The organism is Micromonospora sicca, assembly GCF_003172935.1.
GTDB classification, from domain to species: Bacteria; Actinomycetota; Actinomycetes; order Mycobacteriales; family Micromonosporaceae; genus Micromonospora; species Micromonospora sicca.
This window is the reverse complement of record NZ_QGKS01000188.1, coordinates 1-19,925: the sequence shown is the minus strand read 5'-3', so window position 1 is coordinate 19,925 and position 19,925 is coordinate 1. Positions and strand designations below refer to the sequence as shown.

Sequence of the window (19,925 nt, the reverse complement as noted above, 5' to 3'; positions counted from 1 at the left end):
CCCCTGACCGGGGTCAGGCGCGGAGGTGGGTGAGGACGGCGAGGACCCGGCGGTGGTGGTGGGTGGCGTCCGGGGGGAGGTTGAGCTTGGTGAAGATGTTGCGGACGTGCTTCTCGACCGCGCCGTCGCTCACCACCAGGGCTCTCGCGATGGCGGTGTTGGAACGGCCCTCCGCCATCAGGGCCAGCACCTCGCGTTCGCGCGGGGTCAACTCCCGCAGCGGGTCGTCGCGGCGGCGCCGGACCAGCAGCTGGCCGACCACCTCCGGGTCGAGCACCGTGCCACCGGCGGCCACCCGGGTCAGCGCGTCCAGGAACTCGTCGATCGCGGCCACCCGGTCCTTGAGCAGGTAGCCGATCCCGCCGCCGCCGGCCCCGCCGGTGGTCGCCAGCAGGTCGTCGGCGTACGAGACCTCGACGTACTGGGACAGCACCAGCACCGGCGTACGCGGCACCAGCCGCCGGGCCTCCACCGCCGCCCGCAGCCCCTCGTCGGTGTGCGAGGGCGGCATCCGGACGTCCACCACCGAGACGTCGGGCCGGTGCGTCACCACCGCCTCGACCAGCGCGTCGCCGTCACCGACGGCGGCCACCACCTCGTGTCCCGACTCGGTCAGCAGCCGGACCAGCCCCTCCCGGAGCAGTACGGCGTCGTCCGCGATCACCACCCGCATGGTTCCGGTGTCTACCACGCCGCCGCCACCGGGACAGCCCTCCCAGCCCAGGGCGGGGTCGGCGGGGGCCGCTTCACCGGGGCGGCTCGGCGCGGGATCTCGCTCGGGCGCGGCGGGCCCGCCGGCCGCTTCAGCGGGGCAGTTCGGCACGGACCTCGCTCGGGCCGCCGGTCGGGCTGACCACGTCGAGCGTGCCGCCGGTGGCCCGGACCCGGTCGGCGATGCCGGCCAGCCCGTGCCCCTTGGCCAGGTGGGCGCCGCCCACCCCGTCGTCCCGTACGGCGATCTCCAGCCGGCCGACCCGGCGGGTCACCTCGACCTGGCACGAGGTGGCCTGGCTGTGCTTGGCGACGTTGGTCAGCGCCTCCGCCACCACGAAGTACGCGGTGTTCTCCACCGCCGGGTCGAGGCGCCCGCTGGGCGTGCCCAGCTCGGGTTCGATCATCAGCTCGACCGGGACCAGGGCGCGGGCGGCGAGGGCGGCCACGGCGCTGGGCAGGCCCCGGTCCACCAGGATCGGTGGGGCGATGCCCCGGGACAGGGCGCGCAGCTCACCGAGGGTCTCCCGGGTCTGGGTGACGGCCTCGTCCAGGGTCCGGCGGGCGGCCTCCGGATCCGCGGCGAGCTGCTGACGGGCCCGGCTCAGGTCCATGGCGAGCCGGACCAGGCGCTGCTGCGGGCCGTCGTGGATGTCGCGTTCCAGCCGGCGCAGGGCGGACGCCTCGGCCGAGGCGGCGGCGCGCTTCTGCTCCTCCAGCGTGGTGATCCGGTTGCGCATCTCGGCCACCCCGGTGAGCAGAGAGCGGGCCAGGCCCGCCTGGAGCAGGGCGCAGGCCCGGGCCAGCAGCGGCAGGGTGAACAGGCAGAACACGCCCAGCGCGGTGTTCAGGACGATCCGCGCGCCGGCCCGGTCGCCCATCCCGAGGAGCTGGCTGAGGTCCTGGTCGTCCGGGCCGCGCGGGATGGCCCAGTCGTACGCGCCGTAGAGCGTGCCGGCGACGGCGACCGCCCACCAGACGAGCAGAAGCACGAAGGTCGGCAGCGCGACCAGCAGCTTGAGCAGGCCGTGCGCCAGGTCGAGCCAGGACTGGGCGTCACGCATCGGCACGAAGACCCGGCGCCAGAGCTTCGCGCCCGGCTCGGGGACCAGGTACTCGGGGCGTACCCGGGGCTGGCGCAGCACGGCGGGGAGCCGCAGCCGCTCGATGTCGGCCAGGCCGCGGGCCACGTAGAGGGTGCCGGCGAGGACCGGCAGGCCGACGGTGGTCACCAGCAGGCCGGCGCTGAGTGAGATCCCCGCCACCACGATCACGAAGCCGGCGAGGGCCAGGGGGAGGCCGAGCAGCACGTAGCCGGAGTCGCGCAGGAGTTGACGGGTGACGCCGCGGGCGGGTGCCGGGGCCGGCATGGTGGCCAGGGGAATGGCGGTCATGCCACGAGGCTATGGGCGACGGCGGGCCGGACCCATCCCGTGCGCGGGCCTGTCCGGGGTGGGGTTCTCCCTACCGTGACCGGGTCGGCCGGACCGGCGGCGGGGAGTGACCCTCGACCAAGATCCATCATGACACAGCGCGACGGAGCGCGCGCGATTGGTCAGAGAAGTCGGGATTGAGCAATAATCGCCGAGCGGCGCCGATGGAGTGCGTCAGATCGATCTTGTGGAATGGAGGGGCAGGTGGAGGCGCGTCGCGGGCCAGCAAGATCGCGATTTGTGCACGTCTTCACAAGCGCCTACTCTGTAGTTCCGACGCGCCCTGCTAGCACAGCCGGCAACATCGGTCGCCAGCGGGAGTCCCGAAACGGCCGGCCGCCGACGCTGGTCGAGGATCGCACCGCACGGAGTCTCATGAGTCAGCACCGTCACCCTGGCGCGCCCGGCCGCGCCGGTGCCGTACCGGCGCTTCCGGACCTGCCCGAGGCGACCGTCGCGCGGCTCCCGGAATACCTTCGCGCGCTGCACAATCTCGCCGACGCCGGCCACGAGACGGTGTCCAGCGAGGGCCTGGCGAACGCCGCCGGCGTCAACTCGGCGAAGCTCCGCAAGGACCTCTCCCACCTCGGCTCGTACGGCACCCGCGGCGTCGGCTACGACGTGGCGCTGCTGATCGAGCAGATCGAGTCCGTGCTCGGGCTCACCCAGTGCCGCTCGGTCGCCCTGGTCGGCGTGGGTAATCTCGGTCACGCCCTGGCCGGGTACGACGGCTTCGCCAGCCGGGGCTTCCGCATCGCCGCGCTCTTCGACGCGGACCCGGCCCGGGTCGGCGAGGAGATCAACGGCCTGGTCGTCCGGCATGTCGACGAGCTGCCCCGGGTCGCCGCCGAGCAGCTGATCTCGATCGGTGTGATCGCCACCCCGGCGTCGGCCGCCCAGGCGGTCGCCGACCAGCTCGTCGCCGTCGGCGTGACGAGCATCCTCAACTTCGCGCCGTGCGTACTCTCGGTTCCGGAGGGGGTCGACATGCGCAAGGTCGACCTCGCGATCGAGCTGCAGATCCTGTCCTTCCACGAGCACCGCAAGGCGTCGCTGACCGCGCTCCCCGGCACCGCCGGGTCCGCCCTCACCGCCCTGCCCGGCGGGCTCGCGGCCACCGACACCCAGGAGGCGATCGGCACGTGAAACTGCTCGTCGTCGGCGCGTCCTACCGCACCGCTCCGGTCGCCACGCTGGAGCAGCTGGCGGTCGCCCCAGCCGATCTCACCCGCACCCTGGACCGCCTGGTCGCCCAGCCGTACGTCGCCGAGGCCGTGCTCGTCTCCACCTGCAACCGGGTGGAGGTCTACGCGGCCGTCTCCGGCTTCCACGGCGGCCTCGGCGACATCTGCGCCGTCCTGGCCGAGCAGGCCGGGGCCCCGCCGGCGGCGCTCGCCAACCACCTCTACGTGCACTACGACGCCGCCGCCGTCGACCACGTCTTCCGGGTCGCCGCCGGGCTGGACTCGATGGTGGTCGGCGAGGCGCAGATCCTCGGCCAGCTCCGGGACGCGTACCACTGGGCCAGCGGCGCCGACTCCGCCGGCCGGCTGCTGCACGAGCTGATGCAGCAGGCGCTGCGGGTGGGCAAGCGGGCGCACGCCGAGACCAACATCGACCGGGCCGGTCAGAGCGTGGTCACCGCCGCCCTGGACCTGGCCGCCGGTCTCCTCGACGGCGACCTCTCCGGCCGGCCCGCCATGGTGGTCGGGGCCGGCGCGATGGGCTCGCTGGGCGTGGCGACGCTCTCCCGGCTGGGCGCCGGGCCGCTCACCGTGACCAACCGCGGCGCCGACCGGGCCGTCCGGCTGGCCGAGTCGTACGGCGCGAACGCGGTCCCGATGGCCGAGCTGGTCGACGCGCTCTCCACAGTGGACATCGTAGTGGCCGCCACCGCGGCCACCGAACCGGTCCTCACCCGCGACGTGGTGACCCGGGCGTTGGCCCGCCGGGACGCCGACCGGGGCCCGTTGGTGCTGCTCGACCTCGCCGTTCCGCGTGACGTCGAGGAGGGCGTGGCCGAGCTGGCCGGCGTCGAGGTGATCGACATCGACCGGATGGCGGCGATCCTCGCCGACGGGCCAGCCGCCGCCGACGCCGCCGAGGTGACCCGGATCGTCGCCGGCGAGGTCGAGGCGTTCCTGTCCTGGCTGCGCGGCGCGGACGTGGCGCCCACCGTGGCCGCCCTGCGCGGCCGCGCCGACGACGTGGTCACCGCCGAGCTGCGCCGGCTCGCCCAGCGCCGCCCCGACTTCACCGACGACCAGCGCGCCGAGGTCGCCCGGACGGTGCACCGGGTGGTGCAGCGGCTGCTGCACCAGCCCACCGTGCGGGTCCGCCAGCTCGCCGCCGAGCCGGGCGGCGACCAGTACGCGGCCCTGCTGCGCGAGCTGTTCGACCTGGAGGTGCCGCAGACCTCCCCGGTCGACAACGTCCCCGACGTGGTCGAGACCGACCCGGCCGGACGGCCGTCGTTCGAGGTCGCGGACGTGCCGGTGGCCGAATCCCATGTCCCGTCCACCGGAGGTGCGCGATGACCGCCCCCCTGCGCCTCGGCACCCGGGGCAGCGCCCTGGCGATGGCCCAGTCCGGCCAGATCGCCGAGGCCCTCACCGCGGCGACCGGCCGCGACGTCGAGCTGGTCGAGGTGGTCACCGCCGGCGACCGTTCCTCGGCCCCGGTGCACCGGCTCGGCGTGGGCGTCTTCGTCTCCGCCCTGCGGGACGCGCTGGCCGCCCGCACCATCGACTTCGCCGTCCACTCGTACAAGGACCTGCCGACGGCGGCGGCCCCCGGGCTGCACATCGCGGCGGTGCCGCCCCGGCAGGACCCGCGCGACGCGCTGGTCGCCAAGGGCGGCCGGACGCTCGCCGAGCTGCCGCCCGGCGCGGTGGTGGGCACCGGCGCGCTGCGCCGCATCGCCCAGCTGCACGCCCTCGGCCTGCAGTTGGAGGTCACCCCGATCCGGGGCAACGTCGACACCCGCCTCCGTCGGGTGCTCGGCCCGGACGCCGACCTCGACGCCGTGGTCCTGGCCCGGGCCGGGCTGGCCCGGCTCGGCCGGACCGACGTGATCACCGAGACGCTCGACCCGATGCTGATGCTGCCCGCGCCCGCCCAGGGCGCGCTGGCCGTGGAGTGCCGGGCCGACGACACCGACCTGGTCGAGCTGCTCGCGGTGCTCGACCACGCACCGTCCCGTGCCGCGGTCACCGCGGAGCGGGCACTGCTGGCCACCCTGGAGGCCGGGTGCACCGCGCCCGTGGCCGCCTACGGCGAACTCGCCGAGGGTGACGCCGGCGAGGAGATCTACCTGCGCGGGGCGGTGATCAGCCCGGACGGTACTCGTGACCTCCGGCTGTCCCGCACCGGAACGCCCGCCGACGCGGCGGAGATCGGCAAGGCACTCGCCGCCGAGCTCCTCGAACTCGGCGCCGACTCGATCCTCGGCCAAGAAGGACACGCCGCCCCGGGGACCCAGCAATTTGGGAGCAACGAATGACCCGCACCCGTAAGCCCGTAGGCCGCATCGCGTTCGTCGGGGCCGGCCCCGGCGACCCGGGCCTGCTGACCCGCCGGGCGCACGACGCCCTGGTCGACGCCGACCAGGTGGTGTACGACCGGGGAGTCCCCGAGTCGCTGCTCGACGCCGTCCGCGCCCAGGCCAAGTCCGACGCCCAGTTCAGCCCCGCCGAGGGCGCGCCGGGGGACGTGGCGAAGGTGCTGATCTCCGCGGCCCGATCCGGGCAGAACGCGGTGCACCTGGTCGCCGGTGACCCGTTCGGCCACGACTCGGTGGTCAAGGAGGTGCAGGCGGTCGCGCGGACCGCCGCGCACTTCGAGGTGGTCCCGGGCGTCGGCCAGGCCGAGGGCGTGGCCACCTACGCGGGTGTGCCGCTGCCGGGGGTGCGGACCGCCGCCGACGTCGAGGACGTCAGCACGCTGGACTTCGACGCGCTGGCCGCCGCCGTCGGCCGGGGCTCGCTCGCCCTGGCCGTGGACGCGGGTGACCTGGCCGCGATCCGGGACGGCCTGCTGGCCGCCGGGGTGGACGGCACGACCGGCGTCGGGGTGACCGGGGACGGCACCGGCGAGACGCAGTACACCACCACGTCGACCGTGGACTCGTTCGTCGCGGCGGCGCTCGGCTTCACCGGCCGGGTGGTGCTCACCATCGGCGAGGGCGTCGGCCAGCGGGACAAGCTGAGCTGGTGGGAGAACCGCCCGCTGTACGGCTGGAAGGTGCTCGTTCCCCGGACCAAGGAGCAGGCCGGCGTGATGAGCGCCCGGCTGCGCGCGTACGGGGCGATCCCGTGCGAGGTGCCGACCATCGCGGTCGAGCCGCCGCGTACCCCGGCCCAGATGGAGCGGGCGGTCAAGGGCCTGGTCGACGGCCGGTACGCCTGGGTGATCTTCACGTCGGTCAACGCGGTCCGCGCGGTCTGGGAGAAGTTCGCCGAGCACGGCCTGGACGCCCGGCACTTCGGCGGCGTCAAGATCGCCTGTATCGGCGAGGCGACCGCCGACGCGGTCCGCGCGTTCGGCATCCAGCCGGAGCTGGTCCCGTCGGGCGAGCAGTCCTCCGAGGGGCTGCTGGCCGAGTTCTCGCCGCACGACGAGATCCTCGACCCGGTGGGCCGGGTGCTGCTGCCGCGCGCCGACATCGCCACCGAGACGCTCGCCGCCGGGCTCACCGAGCGCGGCTGGGAGGTCGACGACGTGACCGCGTACCGGACCGTCCGGGCCGCCCCGCCGCCCGCCGAGATCCGCGACGCGATCAAGTCGGGCGGGTTCGACGCGGTGCTCTTCACCTCGTCCTCCACCGTCCGGAACCTGGTCGGCATCGCCGGGAAGCCGCACGCGCGTACCGTTGTTGCCGTCATCGGGCCCAAGACGGCGGAGACCGCGACCGAGTTCGGCCTGCGGGTCGACGTGCAGCCTCAGCACGCCTCGGTGCCCGACCTGGTGGAGGCGCTCGCCGCCTACGCCGTCGAGCTGCGCGAGAAGCTCGCCGCCATGCCGGCGAAGCAGCGCCGCGGCTCGAAGGTGCAGGGCCCGACCGCCCTGCGGTTCCGCTGATCGTCAAGGAGGCCCGCCATGCCGTACCCCGAGATCCGGCCCCGCCGGCTGCGCCGTAACGCGGCGGTGCGGCGGCTGGTCTCCGAGACCCGCCTCGACCCGGCCGAGCTGGTCGTGCCGATGTTCGTCAAGGAGGGGCTGACCGAGCCGCGCCAGATCGCGTCGCTCCCGGGGGTGCTTCAGCACTCCCGGGACTCGCTGCGCAAGGCCGCCGTCGAGGCGGTGCAGGCCGGGGTCGGCGGGATCATGCTGTTCGGGGTGCCCGCCGAGCGGGACGCCACCGGCTCCGGTGGCCTCGACCCGAACGGCATCCTCAACGTGGCGATCCGGGACGTGGTCGCCGAGGTCGGCGACGCCACGGTCGTGATGAGCGACCTCTGCCTGGACGAGTTCACCTCGCACGGGCACTGCGGCCTGCTCACCCCGGACGGCGGGGTCGACAACGACGCCACCCTGCGGGCGTACGCCGAGATGGCCGTGGCCCAGGCCGCCGCGGGCGTCCACATGGTCGGGCCGTCCGGGATGATGGACGGCCAGGTCGGCGTGGTCCGCCGGGCCCTGGACGCCGCGGGTCACCAGGACGTCGCGGTGCTGGCGTACGCGGTGAAGTACGCCTCCGCGTTCTACGGCCCGTTCCGCGACGCGGTGGAGTCGGCCCTGGAGGGCGACCGGCGGACCTACCAGCAGGACCCGGCGAACCTGCGGGAGTCGCTGCGCGAGGTGGAGCTGGACGTCGCCGAGGGCGCCGACCTGGTGATGGTCAAGCCGGCGCTGCCCTATCTGGACGTGGTGTCGGCGGTCCGGGCCGCGGTGGACGTCCCGGTCGCCGCCTACCAGGTCTCCGGCGAGTACGCGATGGTCGAGGCGGCCGCCGCGAACGGCTGGATCGACCGGGAGCGGGTGATGCTGGAGACGCTCACCTCGATCCGCCGGGCCGGCGCCCAGATCATCCTCACCTACTGGGCGGTCGAGGCCGCCCAGCTGCTCCGCCAGCGCTACTGAACGCTGACGGTCACCACCTTCAGCACTTCCTCCACGGAGTAGACCCGACGGGCCCCGGCGGGCAGCTCGGCCCAGGCCACCCGGAGCGACGTGTCGTCGGCCCAGGCGAGCCCCTGGACGCCGCCGGGCACGGGCACCCGGCGGGGAGTTCCGATCGCCTGGTCGACGCGGAGCTTGCCGGTGCCGGTTTCGTAGACGGCCACCCGCTGCTGTCCGCCGTGGTTCGAAAGGAAGTACGGGACGGCGACCAGTCGCCCGTCCGGGGAGAGCCGAAGCCCGTTCATGCAGATCCCGTCGGCCGTCAACCGCGCGATCCGCTTTCCGTCGGCGAGCCGGCGTACGTCGGTGCGGCAGGGCTGGTCGGTGCGCTGCTCGGCCAACCGGTCGGAACCGACCGAGGTCTGGCCGGCCGCGATCAGGTCGACGCCCGCGGCCGACGACCGGAGCAGGATCCGCTCCCGGCCGGTGGTCAGCTCGTGCGCGACGATCCCCTCGTCCCGGGCCAGGTAGGCGTACCGCTGGTCGGCGCCGAGCAGTTCGATGCTCTGGCCCTTGATCCGGACCTCCCGGCTGATCTCCACGGCGTCGTCCGGGCCCAGCACCACCAGCTTGATCGACAGGCCCTCGACGTTCGGGCCGTCGGTGCGCCGTACCCCGGGCATCAGGTCGGTGTACAAAAGTCCGACCAGCCGCCCGTCCGGCAGCGCCGCGCCGGGGCTGAAGTCCTTCGGCGTCCGGTGCCGTCGCACCGACCCGTCCGGTAGCACCTCGCCCCCGCCGCGCAGGCCGACTTCCGGCCCCTTACCGCCGTCGAGCCGCCAGGTGGTCCAATCCACCGCGATCATCAGTCGCTGCGCCGGCTCGGCGGGCCGGATGGTGGGCGGTGGCGGCGCCGGCACGGGGCTGGCCGGCGCGGGTGCGGTGGTCGCGGGCCGTGCCAGCCGGCCCCCGGCCAGCAGCGGGACCGCACCGCCGGTGAGCGCGACCAGAACGACCAGGCCGCCCGCGGTCGCCGCGGCCCGACGCCGTCGCCGGGCACGGGCCCGCCGGCGTACGTTCGCGAGATCGCCCACGTGCGGCGGGGTCGCCAGCGCGGCGCGGTGCACCAGGTCGGCCAGATCCTCGGGTACGCCGTTCACGGTCACTCCTTCTCCTCCAGCGCGACCCGCAGCTCCGCCAGGCCACGGGAGAGCCGGCTGCGGACCGTGCCCTCGGCCAGGTTCAGCACGGCGGCGGTCTCCGCCGTGGAGAGGTCCAGCAGGACCCGGCAGACGATCACCGTGCGCTGGCCGGCGGGCAGTCGATCCAGGGCCGACCGGGCGGCCAGGCCGGCCGGGTCGGGCGCCGCCACCGGTGCCTGCCAGTCGTCGGCCGTGGCCGTTCCCGCCGTACCTTTCGCCACCACGAGGTGGCCCAGTTCAGCCCGACCCGGAACACCCAGCCCGCCGGGTTGTCGAGCTTCCGAACGCGGTCCCAGCGCGCGTACGCCCGGGCCATCGCCTCGTCGGCGGCCTCCCGCGCCACGGCCGGGTTTCCGACGGCCAGCGCGAGCGCCCGGTGGATCCGGTCCACGTGCTCCCGGTAGAACTGCTCGAACGGCAGGTCCCGGTGGGTTCCGGGCGGCGCCGGGCGGTCGGGCGAGAGAGCTTCGGGGGCACGGGCCGGCGCTGCCGGGTGGTTTCCCATGCCATGTACACGCGTGGCAGGGGGCGGCTGTTCCATCCGTTGCCCCCGTTTCTGGCACCTCGACTGTTGGCGGTCCGCGCGGTGGCCGGCGGCCCTCGCCCCGGCTGGCGGCCCTCGCCCCGGCTGGCGGCCCTCGCCCCGGTTGGCGGTCCGCCCTGTGACTTGTTGGTTCTCGTCCTTTGCTCTGCTGCAGCCCACGCAACACCGAAGTGCTCCCAGTGTTGCGGTCGCTGCAGCAGAGCAAAGGGGGTCAGGTGGATCCCCGTGGTGGCGGGTCGGCACGCGAGGGGCGGTCGCACGCTCTGTCCACAGGGTTGTCCACAGGGGTTGCCGGTGGTGTGTCCCGCTGGGCAGGGTTCGGGCATGGCTTCCGCGCTCGATCCACCGCCGACCGGGCAGACAATCGGTCGTGTCCCGATCGCCGGTCTGGTCCGGCAGGCCCGCCGGATCGCCGGGCTCGGCCAGCGGCAGATGGCCCGGTTCGCCAAGGTGGCGCCGTCGACCGTGGGCAGGGTCGAGGCCGGGGGGATGACGCCCAGTCTCCAGGTGCTCGAACGGCTGCTGGGGGCGGCGGGCCTCTACCTCGTCGTGGTCGACCAGGAGGGCCGGGTGATCCAGCCGATGGAGGACTGGGACGACACCCGCGACGGCGCCGGCCGCCGGTATCCGTCCCACCTGAAGCTCATCCTCGACCCCGAGCCTGGCGAATTGTGGGCGGACATCTACGGCCTGGCCCGGCCGCCCGAGACCTTCCACCGCTGCCCGATCGACCGGGAGGCGCGCCGCCGGCGCAGCCAGTGGGAGGTGCGGGTGGCGAAGTACCGTGGCGTGCCGCCCCCGGAGGATCCGCGGCGGTGGACGTACTGAAACGGCCCGTCGTCCAGCCGGTGAGCTGGACGACGGGCCGCCTCGGGGCGGACCGGTCAGTCGTCGTTGGCGATGGTGCCGACGGCGACCGGGTCGACGAGCTCAAGCCCCGGCACACCCGCCACATACAGCGTGAGCTGCTCGTCCGCCTCGACCTTCCGGTCACCGCGGACGGTCACCGGGAAGGTGAGCGACGTCTGGCCGGCGGCCAGGGTCTTGCAGCCGACGTACGGGTCGTAGTCGGAGCCCGCCTGGGCGGACGTGCCGTAGGTGGTGGCGCAGATCAGCGCCGACTCGGAGAGCGGCCGGGACACCGTCACCGTGAACGTCAGGGCGCTGTCGCCCTTGTCGCCCTCGGCCACCGACGCGTCCGCCACGGCCAGCGACGCCCGGGAGCGGAATCGGGCCACCTGCGGATCGTGGTCGCTGGCGCCCCGGTCGCCGAGACCCTCGGCGTCGGTCGGGTAGTCGGCGTTGATGTGCGCCGAGCGGATCTGCACCAGGTCGTCGTGGAGCTTGTCGTTGGTGAAGAGGTTGTCCAGCGTCTGCGCCTGCCCGCTGAAGGTGTACGAATAGGCCGCCGCCGGCACGTCCGCGACCAGGTCGTCCCAGAGGTTGTGCATGCCGGCCTGGTGCAGCGGCCCGAGCTGGTCCGACGGGGTCGGGTTCGCCCCGGTGGCGATCGGGTCGTCCGGGCGCGGGAAGACGTTCAGATCACCGCCGTAGATCACCCGGGCGTTCGGGTCCCCGGCCTCGATGGCCTTGACCAGCGCGGCGCCGTACGCGGCCTGCTCCCGGCGCTGCCCGACCCGGCTGTCCGGCCCCGACGAGAAGTGGTTGCTCAACGCCCAGAGCGTGTAGTGCTCCGACGAGCCGGGCGCGGCCGCCACGGTGAACTTCCCGAGCTGCGGGGCGCGCGTGTAGACGTTTGCGCCGTCCACCCCGGTGGAGCGGTCCACGTCCGCCGGCAGCACCGCGTTGAGCGCCTTCGGGTTCTGCACGTCGGCGTTGGCCGGCAGCCCCGCCGAGCGGTACTCCACCGTCGGGGTGGTGCCGAGCAGCGGGTCGGTGGCGGTCGCCTCGGCCAGCGTCAGCCGGTCGGTGCGGTAGAGGAACGCCGAGGTGATGCCCCGGGCGTCCGCACCGGTCCGGTCGTACGCGGCGGCGTAGGCGGGACCGCCGTCGGCCGCGATGGTGAGCGCCAACTCCTGGATGGTGTCCGGCGCGCCGTCGGCGTCGTTCGTGGTCCCGCAGACCAGCTTGCCGTCGGCGACCGAGCAGATGTCCTGGTCCTCGGCCTCCTGGACGAGCACCAGGTCGGGGCTGTGCAGGGCGTTCACGATCTGCCGCGCCTCGACACCCAGCCGCTCGGTGTACGCGGCCTCGCTGGCCGGCACGTAGTCGAACGGCGGGGAGACCCCGGTGCAGCCCGGGTTGCCGGCAAAGTCGCAGCCGTCGAACGGGTCGTCCCGGTAGTCGTACAGGTTCTCCAGGTTGTAGGTGGCGACCGCGACCTCGGTGTTCCGGTTCGCCGGCTGCGGCGGGTTGTTCGCCGACGGGTCGGCGCCACCGGTGAGGGTCAGCTGCTCGGGCTGGACGCTGTACTTGCTGAACGCGTACGAGATGGCGCCGTAGGCGTCCTCGGTCAGCGTGTCGAAGGTGCGGGCCTCCGGCAGCAGCGCGCCGGAGTCACCGGCGGTCGCCTTCACCCCGCCCGCGCCCAGCAGGACCCGCTGGTTGTTGCCGTTGTCGAAGAGCTGGCCGGGAATGTCGTCCAGCGGGTGCGCGTCCCGGAACACCCGGCGGGCGTACGGGTCGGCCCGCTGCATGATCGGGTCCTCGCGGTCCACCACGTAGATCTCCGAGTCGGCCGTGGAGGCGAAGATGTGCCGCGGGGCGGAGACCCCGCTGCCCGAGCGGACCCGCATCCGGGCGCCCTCGTGCCGCTCCCAGTACAGGTCGGCGCTCGCCGCGTCGGCCGGCGGCGTCGCGTCGTCGACCCGCACGGCGGTGTCGACGTCCAGGCCGGAGTCCAGCTTGCGCACCAGCGAGGCGCTGGAGAGCTGCGTCTGGTTGAAGAACTCGGACACCCGCCCGCGCAGCACCACCTCGTCGCCGACGGTGGGCGCGTAGCCCCCGATCAGCGTGGTGAAGGAGCCCATGAAGACGAAGATGCCGTCCGAGGTGAGCGGGTCGCCGTCCTCGGTGCCCGTGCGGCTCTGCAGGTAGAAGCCGTACTGGTCGGCCCCGGCGGAGCTGCGGGTGAGCGACTTCTGGGTGATCACACCGCGCACGTCGTACAGGCTGGAGCTGGTGCCGTTGCCGCTGGCCGGGGCGAGCGGTGACCGGTCGGTGGCGCCCTTCTCGTCTTCTCCGGTCCGGCCCTGCACCTCGCCCACCGACAGCACCGTCGTGGCCTGCACGGTGAGCGTGCAGGTGGCGGTCGTGCCGCCGGCGTCCGTCGAGGTCACGGTGACGGTGTACGAGCCGGCCGGCAGGCCGGTGGCGGTGACCGTGGCGGTGGCGGTGCCGCCGACCCCGCTCGCCGGGGTGACGGCGGTACGGCTGATCGAGCCGGTCGCCGGGCTCGGGCTGACGGCGGTGACCGCGAGGTCGGTGACCGTGTCGTCGGCGTCGGTGGCGGTCACCTCGCGGGTCGCGGTGGCGCCCGCCTCGACGGTCAGCGTGCCGCCGCAGGTGAGCTTGGCCGGCTGGTCGACCGGGCCGCCGCCGTCGACGGAGTGGCTGCCCAGGCCGTCGAAGGTGTCGGTGGCGAAGCCGGCCCACTGGACGGCCGGGTCGAAGGCGTCCGACGGGTCGGTGTCCCCGGCGGTCACCGTGGGCAGCCGGCGCAGCGTGTTGTCGGCGGTGCTGGTGACCCCGGTGCCCCACTCGGTGCCCGGGTCGACGCCGACCTGGCCGATCGAGTCGACCACGGCGCCGCCCTTGCGCAGCACGATCGCGTCGTCGCCGTTGTACAGCGAGCCGCCGTACGTCTGGTCGGCTTGGGCGAGGATCGCCGGCGCGGCCGAGGAGGCGGCGAAGACGAAGACGTCACCGGCGGCCACCGTGCCGCTCAGGGCGACGTTCGTCGACGTGGTGGCGCCGTTGAAGTAGAGCTGGAGCTGGTATCCGGCGGCGGTCAGGTCGACCGGGGCGCCGGTGCCGTTGTAGAGCTCGATCGCCTTGTTGTTGGACAGGCCCTCGACGTACTCGGAGATGAACAGGTCGGTGGGCGCGGCGCTGGCCGCGGGGGGTGCGACGCCGATGGCCGTGATCGAGACGGCGGCGGTGGTCGCGAGCGCGGCTATTGTGCGGCGCGGGCGCATGAGGCCTCCACGATGGGCGGACGGGAACTAACGCACGTTAAGGGGCTTTCCTGTCCGGCGTCCATCCCCCGGCAGGCCGTTTGATGAATATCCGTCACGGGTGGGCGTCGAGGCGGTGCACCAGCTCGGCGACGTCCACGCCGTACTCGCACCAGTCCCGGTCGGGCCGGTAGCCCAGCTCGGCGTTCACCTTCAGCATCGCCTCGTTGGCCTGGGCGTTCCAGGTCTGCACCTCGGCCAGCTCCGGCTCGGCCGAGCGCAGTTCCAGCAGCATCCGCGCCTTGATCGCCCGGTCGATGCCGTAGCCCCGGTGGTCCTGCACCACGATCGTGTCGTACTGGTCGGCGCGGGTCGGGTGCTGGGCCGGCACGACCACCTCGGTCAGCCCGGCCACCTCCCCGCTCTGCTCGTGGATGGCCAGCACGATGTACGGCTTCATGCCACGCCGGTGCAGCGTGTCCAGGCTGTCCCGGAGCCGCTCCGGGTCGTACGAGCTGGGACGCAGCTCGCCGTCGTCGACGTCGCGCACCTCCGCCTTGGCCCGCGCGTACGCCTCGATCACGTCGTCGGGCGGGCCGCCCGGGCAGAACTCCAGGTGGTAGCCCGCCCCGATGCCGGTGGCCATCTCCGCCAGCGCCGGCCAGTCCACCGCGCCCAGGTCGAGCACGCTGCGGGTCTCGACGTACTCCCGGGCGAAGCCGAGCGACTCGTAGAAGGCCACCGCCGGGGTGTCCCCGACGACCTCGACGCCGATCGATCCGAAGCCCTCGTCCCGGATCCGGCGGGCGGCCAGCTTGACCAGGGTGCGGCCCAGCCCGGTGCGCCGGACCGACGGGTGCACCAGCACCTCCAGCACCCCGATCCCGCCGAGGAGCAGCACCTGGACCTGCCCGAGGATCCGCCCCGGGGTGCCGTCGGCGGCCGGTTCCTCCTGGGCGACCCAGGAGATCCGCCGTTCACCGGGCATCACCTCGGAGAGGTATTCCCGCAGGGAACTCTCCCGCCAGGGCGGATCCTGCGGGAGGTCGGCCGTGAGGACCGCGTTCAGCGTGTCCAGCAGCGACGCGATCTCGGCGGACGACGCGGTCCTGGGGTCCCACTCGCGCACCATCACCCGTCTAGCTTGCCGTCAACGGCTGCTGGGGGGAAGTGCCCAGTTCTCCAATGTATGCGAACGATCACCTTACGTACGGCTGAGCCGTCCGTACTCGTTCGCCCGGTCGAACACGCTCTGGGCGTACCGACGCACGTCGTTGTAGGAGAGGATCGCGCCCCACCAGTCGCCCGGGATGGTCATGTTCCGGCCGCCCTTGCAGAGGTAGTTGCCGGCGGCGAGGGCGGCGTCGTCGATGTCGTGCGGGTCCCGGCGGCCGTCGTTGTCCGCGTCCGCGCCGATCTCCTGCCAGGTGCTGGGGATGAACTGCATCGGGCCGAGCGCCCGGTCGTAGACCGTGTCGTGGTCGAGCTGACCCCGGTCGGTGTCGAGGATCCGGGACCGGCCGCCCTGCCCGTCCAGCGGGTCGCCGACGATCTCCGGCTCGGCCCGGCCGGTCGACCCGAGGGTGGCGGAGTTGGCCGACCCGTGCCGGGACTCGACGTACCCGATCGCGGCGAGGGTGGTCCAGCTGAGCTGGCAGCTGCGGTGCGTCTCGGCCAGCACCAGCTCGGCGTAGCCGTACGCCTGCATCGCCACAGCCGGGATCTCGGTCCGCGCGCTCATCTGCTGCGCCCACGCGGCCAGCGCGTCCGCCGGCCGGCCGGTGGACGCCGGACCGACGACCGGCCCGGTTGGCCGCCCCCCGCCGGGCAGCGTTCCCGTCGGCAGGGGAGTGCCGGGCAGTCCGGTGGCGCCGGGCAGACCCGGCAGTACGGCGGTGCCGGTCGGCCCGGGCAGCGCACCCCCCTCGGGTACGCCGGTGGCGGAGACGCTCGCGGTGGCGTCCACGGCCACCGGGCGGGACGTCCGGGTCGCCTGCGGCACCAGCAGCGCGCCCGCTGCCGCGGTCGCCCCGACCAGGACGAGCAGGAACACCCCGGGCAGGGTGGCCCGCCCGCTCGGACGGCGGGACCAGGCCCGGGTGGCCCGGGCCGCGCCGACGGCGAGCTGCCGGGGCGGCGGCACCCGCACCGCGTGCGCGAACGGCACCCGCCGACGCTTACTGGCGGCGGCAGCCTGCCCGGCGTCCGGTTCGTCCGCCTTCGGTTCGTCCGCCTTCGGTTCGTCCGCCTTCGGTCCGTCGGCCTCCGGCTTGTCGGCCTCCGGCTTGTCGGCATTGGCGTCGCCGGCCGTCGGCTCGACCTCGCCGGCCGTCGGCGTGCGGTCGACGGGTGGCGCATCCGCCGCCCTGGCCTCGCCCTCGGCGGGCTTCGGCGCGCCGGCGGGCTCCGGCGGCGCGCCGGCGGGGGCCGGCTGCGTGGACCTCAGCCAGGGGCGCCGGGGGCGGGGGACCGGTGTGGACTCCGTTGCGGTCCCGGGGTCGTCGGGCGGTGCGGCCGGTCGCAGGGGCCGAACCCTCGATGTGTCCTCGCCGTCCACCACCCGTCGAGTATCACCCATGTCCGCCCGGGCGTCAGGCCCGGTCGTACCCTGGTGGCATGCCCCGGTACGAGTTCCGCTGCCGCGCCTGCGGCGGCACCTTCGAGGTCAACCGGCCGATGGCCGAGGCCGGCCAGCCCGCGTCCTGCCCCCAGGGGCACGCCGACACGGTGCGGCTGCTGTCCACCGTGGCGGTCACCGGTCGGGGTGGCGCCCGCCCGGCCAGTGGGTCGTCCGCTCCCGCCGGCGGTGGCTGCTGCGGCGGTGGCTGCGGCTGCTGACGGCGGCCCCGCCTCGTCCCGCCGGCCGACCCGTACCTTGCCGGTGACCAGATCCGGTGGCACCTTGGGTCGGAATGCGGCCAACCGTTCTCACGATGCGTGACGGCGTGACCATAGGGCAGCATGAAGCCGACGTCAGGGGCGGAGGTTCCACGCATGTCGCCACGGATCCACCTCCCGAGCGGATGGGTGACCTTCGTGTTCACCGACATCGAGGGCTCGACCCGGCTGGCCCAGCTGCTCGGTCCGGGCTACCGCCCGGTGCTGCGGGAACACCGCCGGCTGCTGCGCCACACGCTGGCCGGCACGGACGGCGCCGAGCTGCTGACCGAGGGGGACTCGTTCTTCCTCGCCTTCGCGGACGCGGCCGCCGCGCTCACCGCCTGCCTGACCGCCCAGCGGGCGCTGGCCAGTCACGACTGGCCCACCCCGGAGGCCGCGCCCCGGGTCCGGATGGGCCTGCACACCGGCTACGCCGAACCCCGGGACGGCGAGTACGCCAGCCCGGAGGTGCACCGCGCCGCCCGGGTGGCCGCCGCCGCGCACGGCGGGCAGGTGCTCTGCTCGGCGGCGACCGCCCGGCGCGCCGACCCGCTGCCGGCCGGGGCGTCCCTGCTGGACCTCGGGCTGCACCGACTGCGCGGCTTCGACGACCGGGAGCGGCTGTTCCAACTGCTCGCGCCGGGGCTGGAGCGGCGGTTCCCGCGACCGCGCACCGCCGACGCGGCGGCGCACAACCTGCCGACCCAGATCACCTCGTTCGTCGGCCGCGAGCTGGAACGGGCCGAACTGAGGCGGCTGGTCGAGACGTACCGGCTGGTGACCGTGCTCGGCGCGGGCGGCGCCGGCAAGACGCGGCTGGCGGTGGAGCTGGCCTCCGGAGTCGTGGAGTCCTACCCGGACGGAGTCTGGTTCGTCGACGTCGCCGCGGTGACCGACCCGGGGCTGGTGGCGTTCGAGATCGCCGCCGTGCTCGGGCTCCGCCCGGAGCCGGGCCGGCGCATGGTGGACACTCTGGTCGAGTACGCGGCCGCCCGCCGGATGCTGGTCGTGCTGGACACCTGCGACGCCCAGCCGGCGGCCTCGGCCGAGGTGATCTCCCGGCTGCTGGCCGGCGGGCGCGGCGTCCGGGTGCTCGCCACCAGCCGGGAGTCGTTCGGCGTGCCCGGCGAGGCGGTGTGGCGGATCCCGCCGCTCTCGGTGGACCCGCGGCCGGACGGGTCGGAGAGCGACGCGGTGGCGCTGCTGCTGGACCGGACGGCGGCGGCCCGGGGCGGCCGGCCGCCCGACCCGGCGGAGCAGGCCGACCTGCGCCGGGTGGTGCGGCGGCTGGACGGGCTGCCGCTCGCCATCGAGCTGGCCGCCGCGCGGCTGCGGGTGCTCTCCGCAGGTCAGCTCGCCGAGCGCCTGGACGACATGCTGGGCACCCTGGACGCCGGCCGGGAGGAGCCCGAGCCGCCGCCGGCCGAGGCGGGCTGGTCGGGCAACCAGCAGGACACCGTGGACCTGGTGGCCGCGGCGGCGGGGATCAGCCCGCCCACCCCGGCGACCCGGGCGGTGCAGCGGTCGGCCAGCGAGCGGCACCTGACCATGCAGGCCACCGTCACCTGGTCGTACCGGACGCTCGGCGCCCGCTCAGCGCGGCTGTTGCGCTGGCTGGCGGTCTTCGCCGGCCCGGTGGACCTGCCGACCGTCCAGTGGCTGCTCGACGACGACCCGCTCGACCCGCTCTCCGTGCTGGTGGACAAGTCGATGGTGCTGGCCGAGCCGCACGCCTCCGGCAGCACCTACCGGATGCTCGACCCGATCCGGGCGTACGCGGCGCGGCGGCTGGTCGAGGCGGGCGAGGAGCAGTCCGCCCGGGACCGGCACGTCGCCTGGTCGCGGCACGCGTTGCAGCGGGCGCACCTCGGGCCGGACGGCCGGCCGGTCACCCTCTCCCTCTACGCGTTGGACCCGCTGGCCGGGGAGCTGCGGGCCGCGCTGCGCTGGTGCGCCACCGGCGGCAGCGCCCGTTCCGGATTGGGCCTGGCCGGCGGGCTGGACCAGTGGTGGCGGAGCGGGGGCTGGCCCGGGAGGGGCGGCTCTGGCTGTTCCGGCTGTACGGCCGGATCGCCGAGACCGGCGAGGTGATCCCGGAGGCGGAGCTGGCGGCGGCGTACCACATGCACTCGCTGCACGCCGGCGCGGACGGTGAGTTCGCCGAGGAGCTGCGCTACTCGCAGCGGGCGGAGGCCGCCGCCCGGCAGGCGGGCGACCTAGGGCTGCTCGCCCGGGTCCTGGCCGGCCGGGCGGCGCCGCTGGTCGACATGGGACAGTTCGCGGAGGCCGAGCGGGTCTGCCGCGAGGTGATCGAGTGGGCGCACGAGCAGGACGTGGTCTCCGACGCGCTGCTCGCCATCCACAACCTCGCCGAGCTGCTCTGGCGGCGGGGCGCGCTGGAGGAGGCGGCCGAGCTGCTCGGCGCGGCCCGCCCGGTGGAGGCGGCCCGCCCGGCCGAGCGGGGCCGCCGCTCGGTGGACATGCTGCTCGGCATGGTGGCGCTGGCGCGCGGGGATCTGGTCGCGGCGCACGAGCATCTGCTGGTGGCGCTCCGCTCCCGGATGAGCCACGGTTACCTCAATCGGGCCTGCGACACGCTGCACGCGATCGCGGTGCGCTGCGCGCTGGGCGGTGACCCGGTGACCGCGGCCCGGCTCTTCGGGGCGGCGCAGGCGACCCGGGCGAACCTGCGGGCCACCCCGGGCATCTACGGCCCGTACTGGTTGGACCGGCAGGCGCAGCTGCGCCGGGTGCTCGGCGACGGGGCCTTCGACGCCGCGTACGGCGAGGGCGGCGAGCTGGGGCTGGAGGAGGCGGCGGCGCTGGCGCTCGGCGTGGAGCATCCCGACCTGGCGGTGGACTCGCCCCGGTTCGGCGAGCCCGGCGCCGCGCCGGCCGGGCGCGGAGTGGTCGACCCCGACCCGGGCGGTGAGGTCCCCGCGCCCCGCCTGCCCACGGC

Annotated in this window: 15 protein-coding genes and 1 pseudogene; 9 read left to right on the top strand and 7 right to left on the bottom strand. The window is 74.6% G+C overall.

Features of this window, described 5'->3' with window-relative positions:
* Window positions 1-13: 13 nt before the first annotated feature.
* A complete protein-coding gene (locus tag DKT69_RS11685) occupies window positions 14-673 on the bottom strand; it encodes a response regulator transcription factor (RefSeq protein WP_109801592.1) in 660 nt (219 codons plus the stop codon).
* Window positions 674-803: 130 nt separating this feature from the next.
* The gene (locus DKT69_RS11680) at window positions 804-2,105 is read right to left on the bottom strand and encodes a sensor histidine kinase (RefSeq protein WP_109801591.1); all 1,302 of its coding nucleotides are present in this window, start codon (window positions 2,103-2,105) and stop codon (window positions 804-806) included.
* A gap of 414 nt (window positions 2,106-2,519) precedes the next feature.
* Here DKT69_RS11680 and DKT69_RS11675 point away from each other — a divergent pair, with 414 nt between their 5' ends.
* Genes DKT69_RS11675 through hemB form a run of 5 tightly spaced genes read left to right on the top strand, consistent with a single transcriptional unit; the run spans window position 2,520 to window position 8,225 of the window.
* Window positions 2,520-3,290 carry a redox-sensing transcriptional repressor Rex gene (locus DKT69_RS11675; protein ID WP_109801590.1) on the top strand — a complete coding sequence of 257 codons (771 nt, stop codon included), beginning with the start codon at window positions 2,520-2,522 and terminating at the stop codon, window positions 3,288-3,290.
* Window positions 3,287-4,681: a glutamyl-tRNA reductase gene (locus DKT69_RS11670; protein ID WP_109801589.1), complete on the top strand. Its 1,395-nt coding sequence runs from the start codon at window positions 3,287-3,289 to the stop codon at window positions 4,679-4,681. Before DKT69_RS11675 ends, DKT69_RS11670 begins: the two co-directional genes overlap by 4 nt.
* Window positions 4,678-5,646: a hydroxymethylbilane synthase gene (gene hemC, locus DKT69_RS11665; protein WP_109801588.1), complete on the top strand. Its 969-nt coding sequence runs from the start codon at window positions 4,678-4,680 to the stop codon at window positions 5,644-5,646. The genes DKT69_RS11670 and hemC overlap by 4 nt, the downstream gene beginning before the upstream one ends.
* Complete coding sequence (locus DKT69_RS11660; protein WP_109801587.1) at window positions 5,643-7,223, top strand: bifunctional uroporphyrinogen-III C-methyltransferase/uroporphyrinogen-III synthase; 1,581 nt, start codon at window positions 5,643-5,645, stop codon at window positions 7,221-7,223. The genes hemC and DKT69_RS11660 overlap by 4 nt, the downstream gene beginning before the upstream one ends.
* A gap of 18 nt (window positions 7,224-7,241) precedes the next feature.
* Window positions 7,242-8,225: a porphobilinogen synthase gene (gene hemB, locus DKT69_RS11655; RefSeq protein WP_109801586.1), complete on the top strand. Its 984-nt coding sequence runs from the start codon at window positions 7,242-7,244 to the stop codon at window positions 8,223-8,225.
* On the opposite strand, the gene DKT69_RS11650 is transcribed toward hemB, so the two are convergent.
* Window positions 8,219-9,364 carry a TolB-like translocation protein gene (locus tag DKT69_RS11650; RefSeq protein WP_146231048.1) on the bottom strand — a complete coding sequence of 382 codons (1,146 nt, stop codon included), beginning with the start codon at window positions 9,362-9,364 and terminating at the stop codon, window positions 8,219-8,221. The genes hemB and DKT69_RS11650 overlap by 7 nt on opposite strands.
* Window positions 9,365-9,366: 2 nt before the next feature.
* On the bottom strand, window positions 9,367-9,627 hold the full coding sequence (locus DKT69_RS39680) for an RNA polymerase sigma factor (RefSeq protein WP_236647712.1): 261 nt from the start codon (window positions 9,625-9,627) through the stop codon (window positions 9,367-9,369).
* Between the two features lie 647 nt (window positions 9,628-10,274).
* On the opposite strand from DKT69_RS39680, the gene DKT69_RS11640 reads away from it, so the two are divergent.
* Window positions 10,275-10,778, top strand: coding sequence for a helix-turn-helix domain-containing protein (locus tag DKT69_RS11640; RefSeq protein WP_109801584.1), 504 nt, complete (start codon window positions 10,275-10,277; stop codon window positions 10,776-10,778).
* A 56-nt stretch (window positions 10,779-10,834) separates the two neighbouring features.
* Here DKT69_RS11640 and DKT69_RS11635 read toward each other — a convergent pair whose 3' ends face one another.
* The 3 genes from DKT69_RS11635 to DKT69_RS11625 form a co-directional block, all read right to left on the bottom strand.
* The gene (locus DKT69_RS11635; protein WP_109801583.1) at window positions 10,835-14,107 is read right to left on the bottom strand and encodes a lamin tail domain-containing protein; all 3,273 of its coding nucleotides are present in this window, start codon (window positions 14,105-14,107) and stop codon (window positions 10,835-10,837) included.
* A 94-nt stretch (window positions 14,108-14,201) separates the two neighbouring features.
* Window positions 14,202-15,218 (bottom strand): GNAT family N-acetyltransferase, encoded by a 1,017-nt coding sequence (locus tag DKT69_RS11630; RefSeq protein WP_109801582.1) that lies wholly within the window; start codon window positions 15,216-15,218, stop codon window positions 14,202-14,204.
* Window positions 15,219-15,290: 72 nt separating this feature from the next.
* Window positions 15,291-16,646, bottom strand: a complete 1,356-nt coding sequence (locus DKT69_RS11625; protein WP_109801581.1) for a lytic transglycosylase domain-containing protein — start codon at window positions 16,644-16,646, stop codon at window positions 15,291-15,293.
* Window positions 16,647-16,702: 56 nt separating this feature from the next.
* Between DKT69_RS11625 and DKT69_RS11620 the strand changes: the two genes are divergently transcribed.
* The 3 genes and pseudogenes from DKT69_RS11620 to DKT69_RS41620 all read left to right on the top strand — a co-directional run.
* Window positions 16,703-16,924, top strand: coding sequence for an FmdB family zinc ribbon protein (locus tag DKT69_RS11620; protein WP_109801580.1), 222 nt, complete (start codon window positions 16,703-16,705; stop codon window positions 16,922-16,924).
* A 156-nt stretch (window positions 16,925-17,080) separates the two neighbouring features.
* Window positions 17,081-19,057, top strand: coding sequence for an ATP-binding protein (locus tag DKT69_RS39675; protein ID WP_497529393.1), 1,977 nt, complete (start codon window positions 17,081-17,083; stop codon window positions 19,055-19,057).
* Window positions 18,976-19,925, top strand: a pseudogene (locus tag DKT69_RS41620) (adenylate/guanylate cyclase domain-containing protein); the annotation flags it as partial. The gene DKT69_RS39675 and the pseudogene DKT69_RS41620, both read left to right, overlap by 82 nt.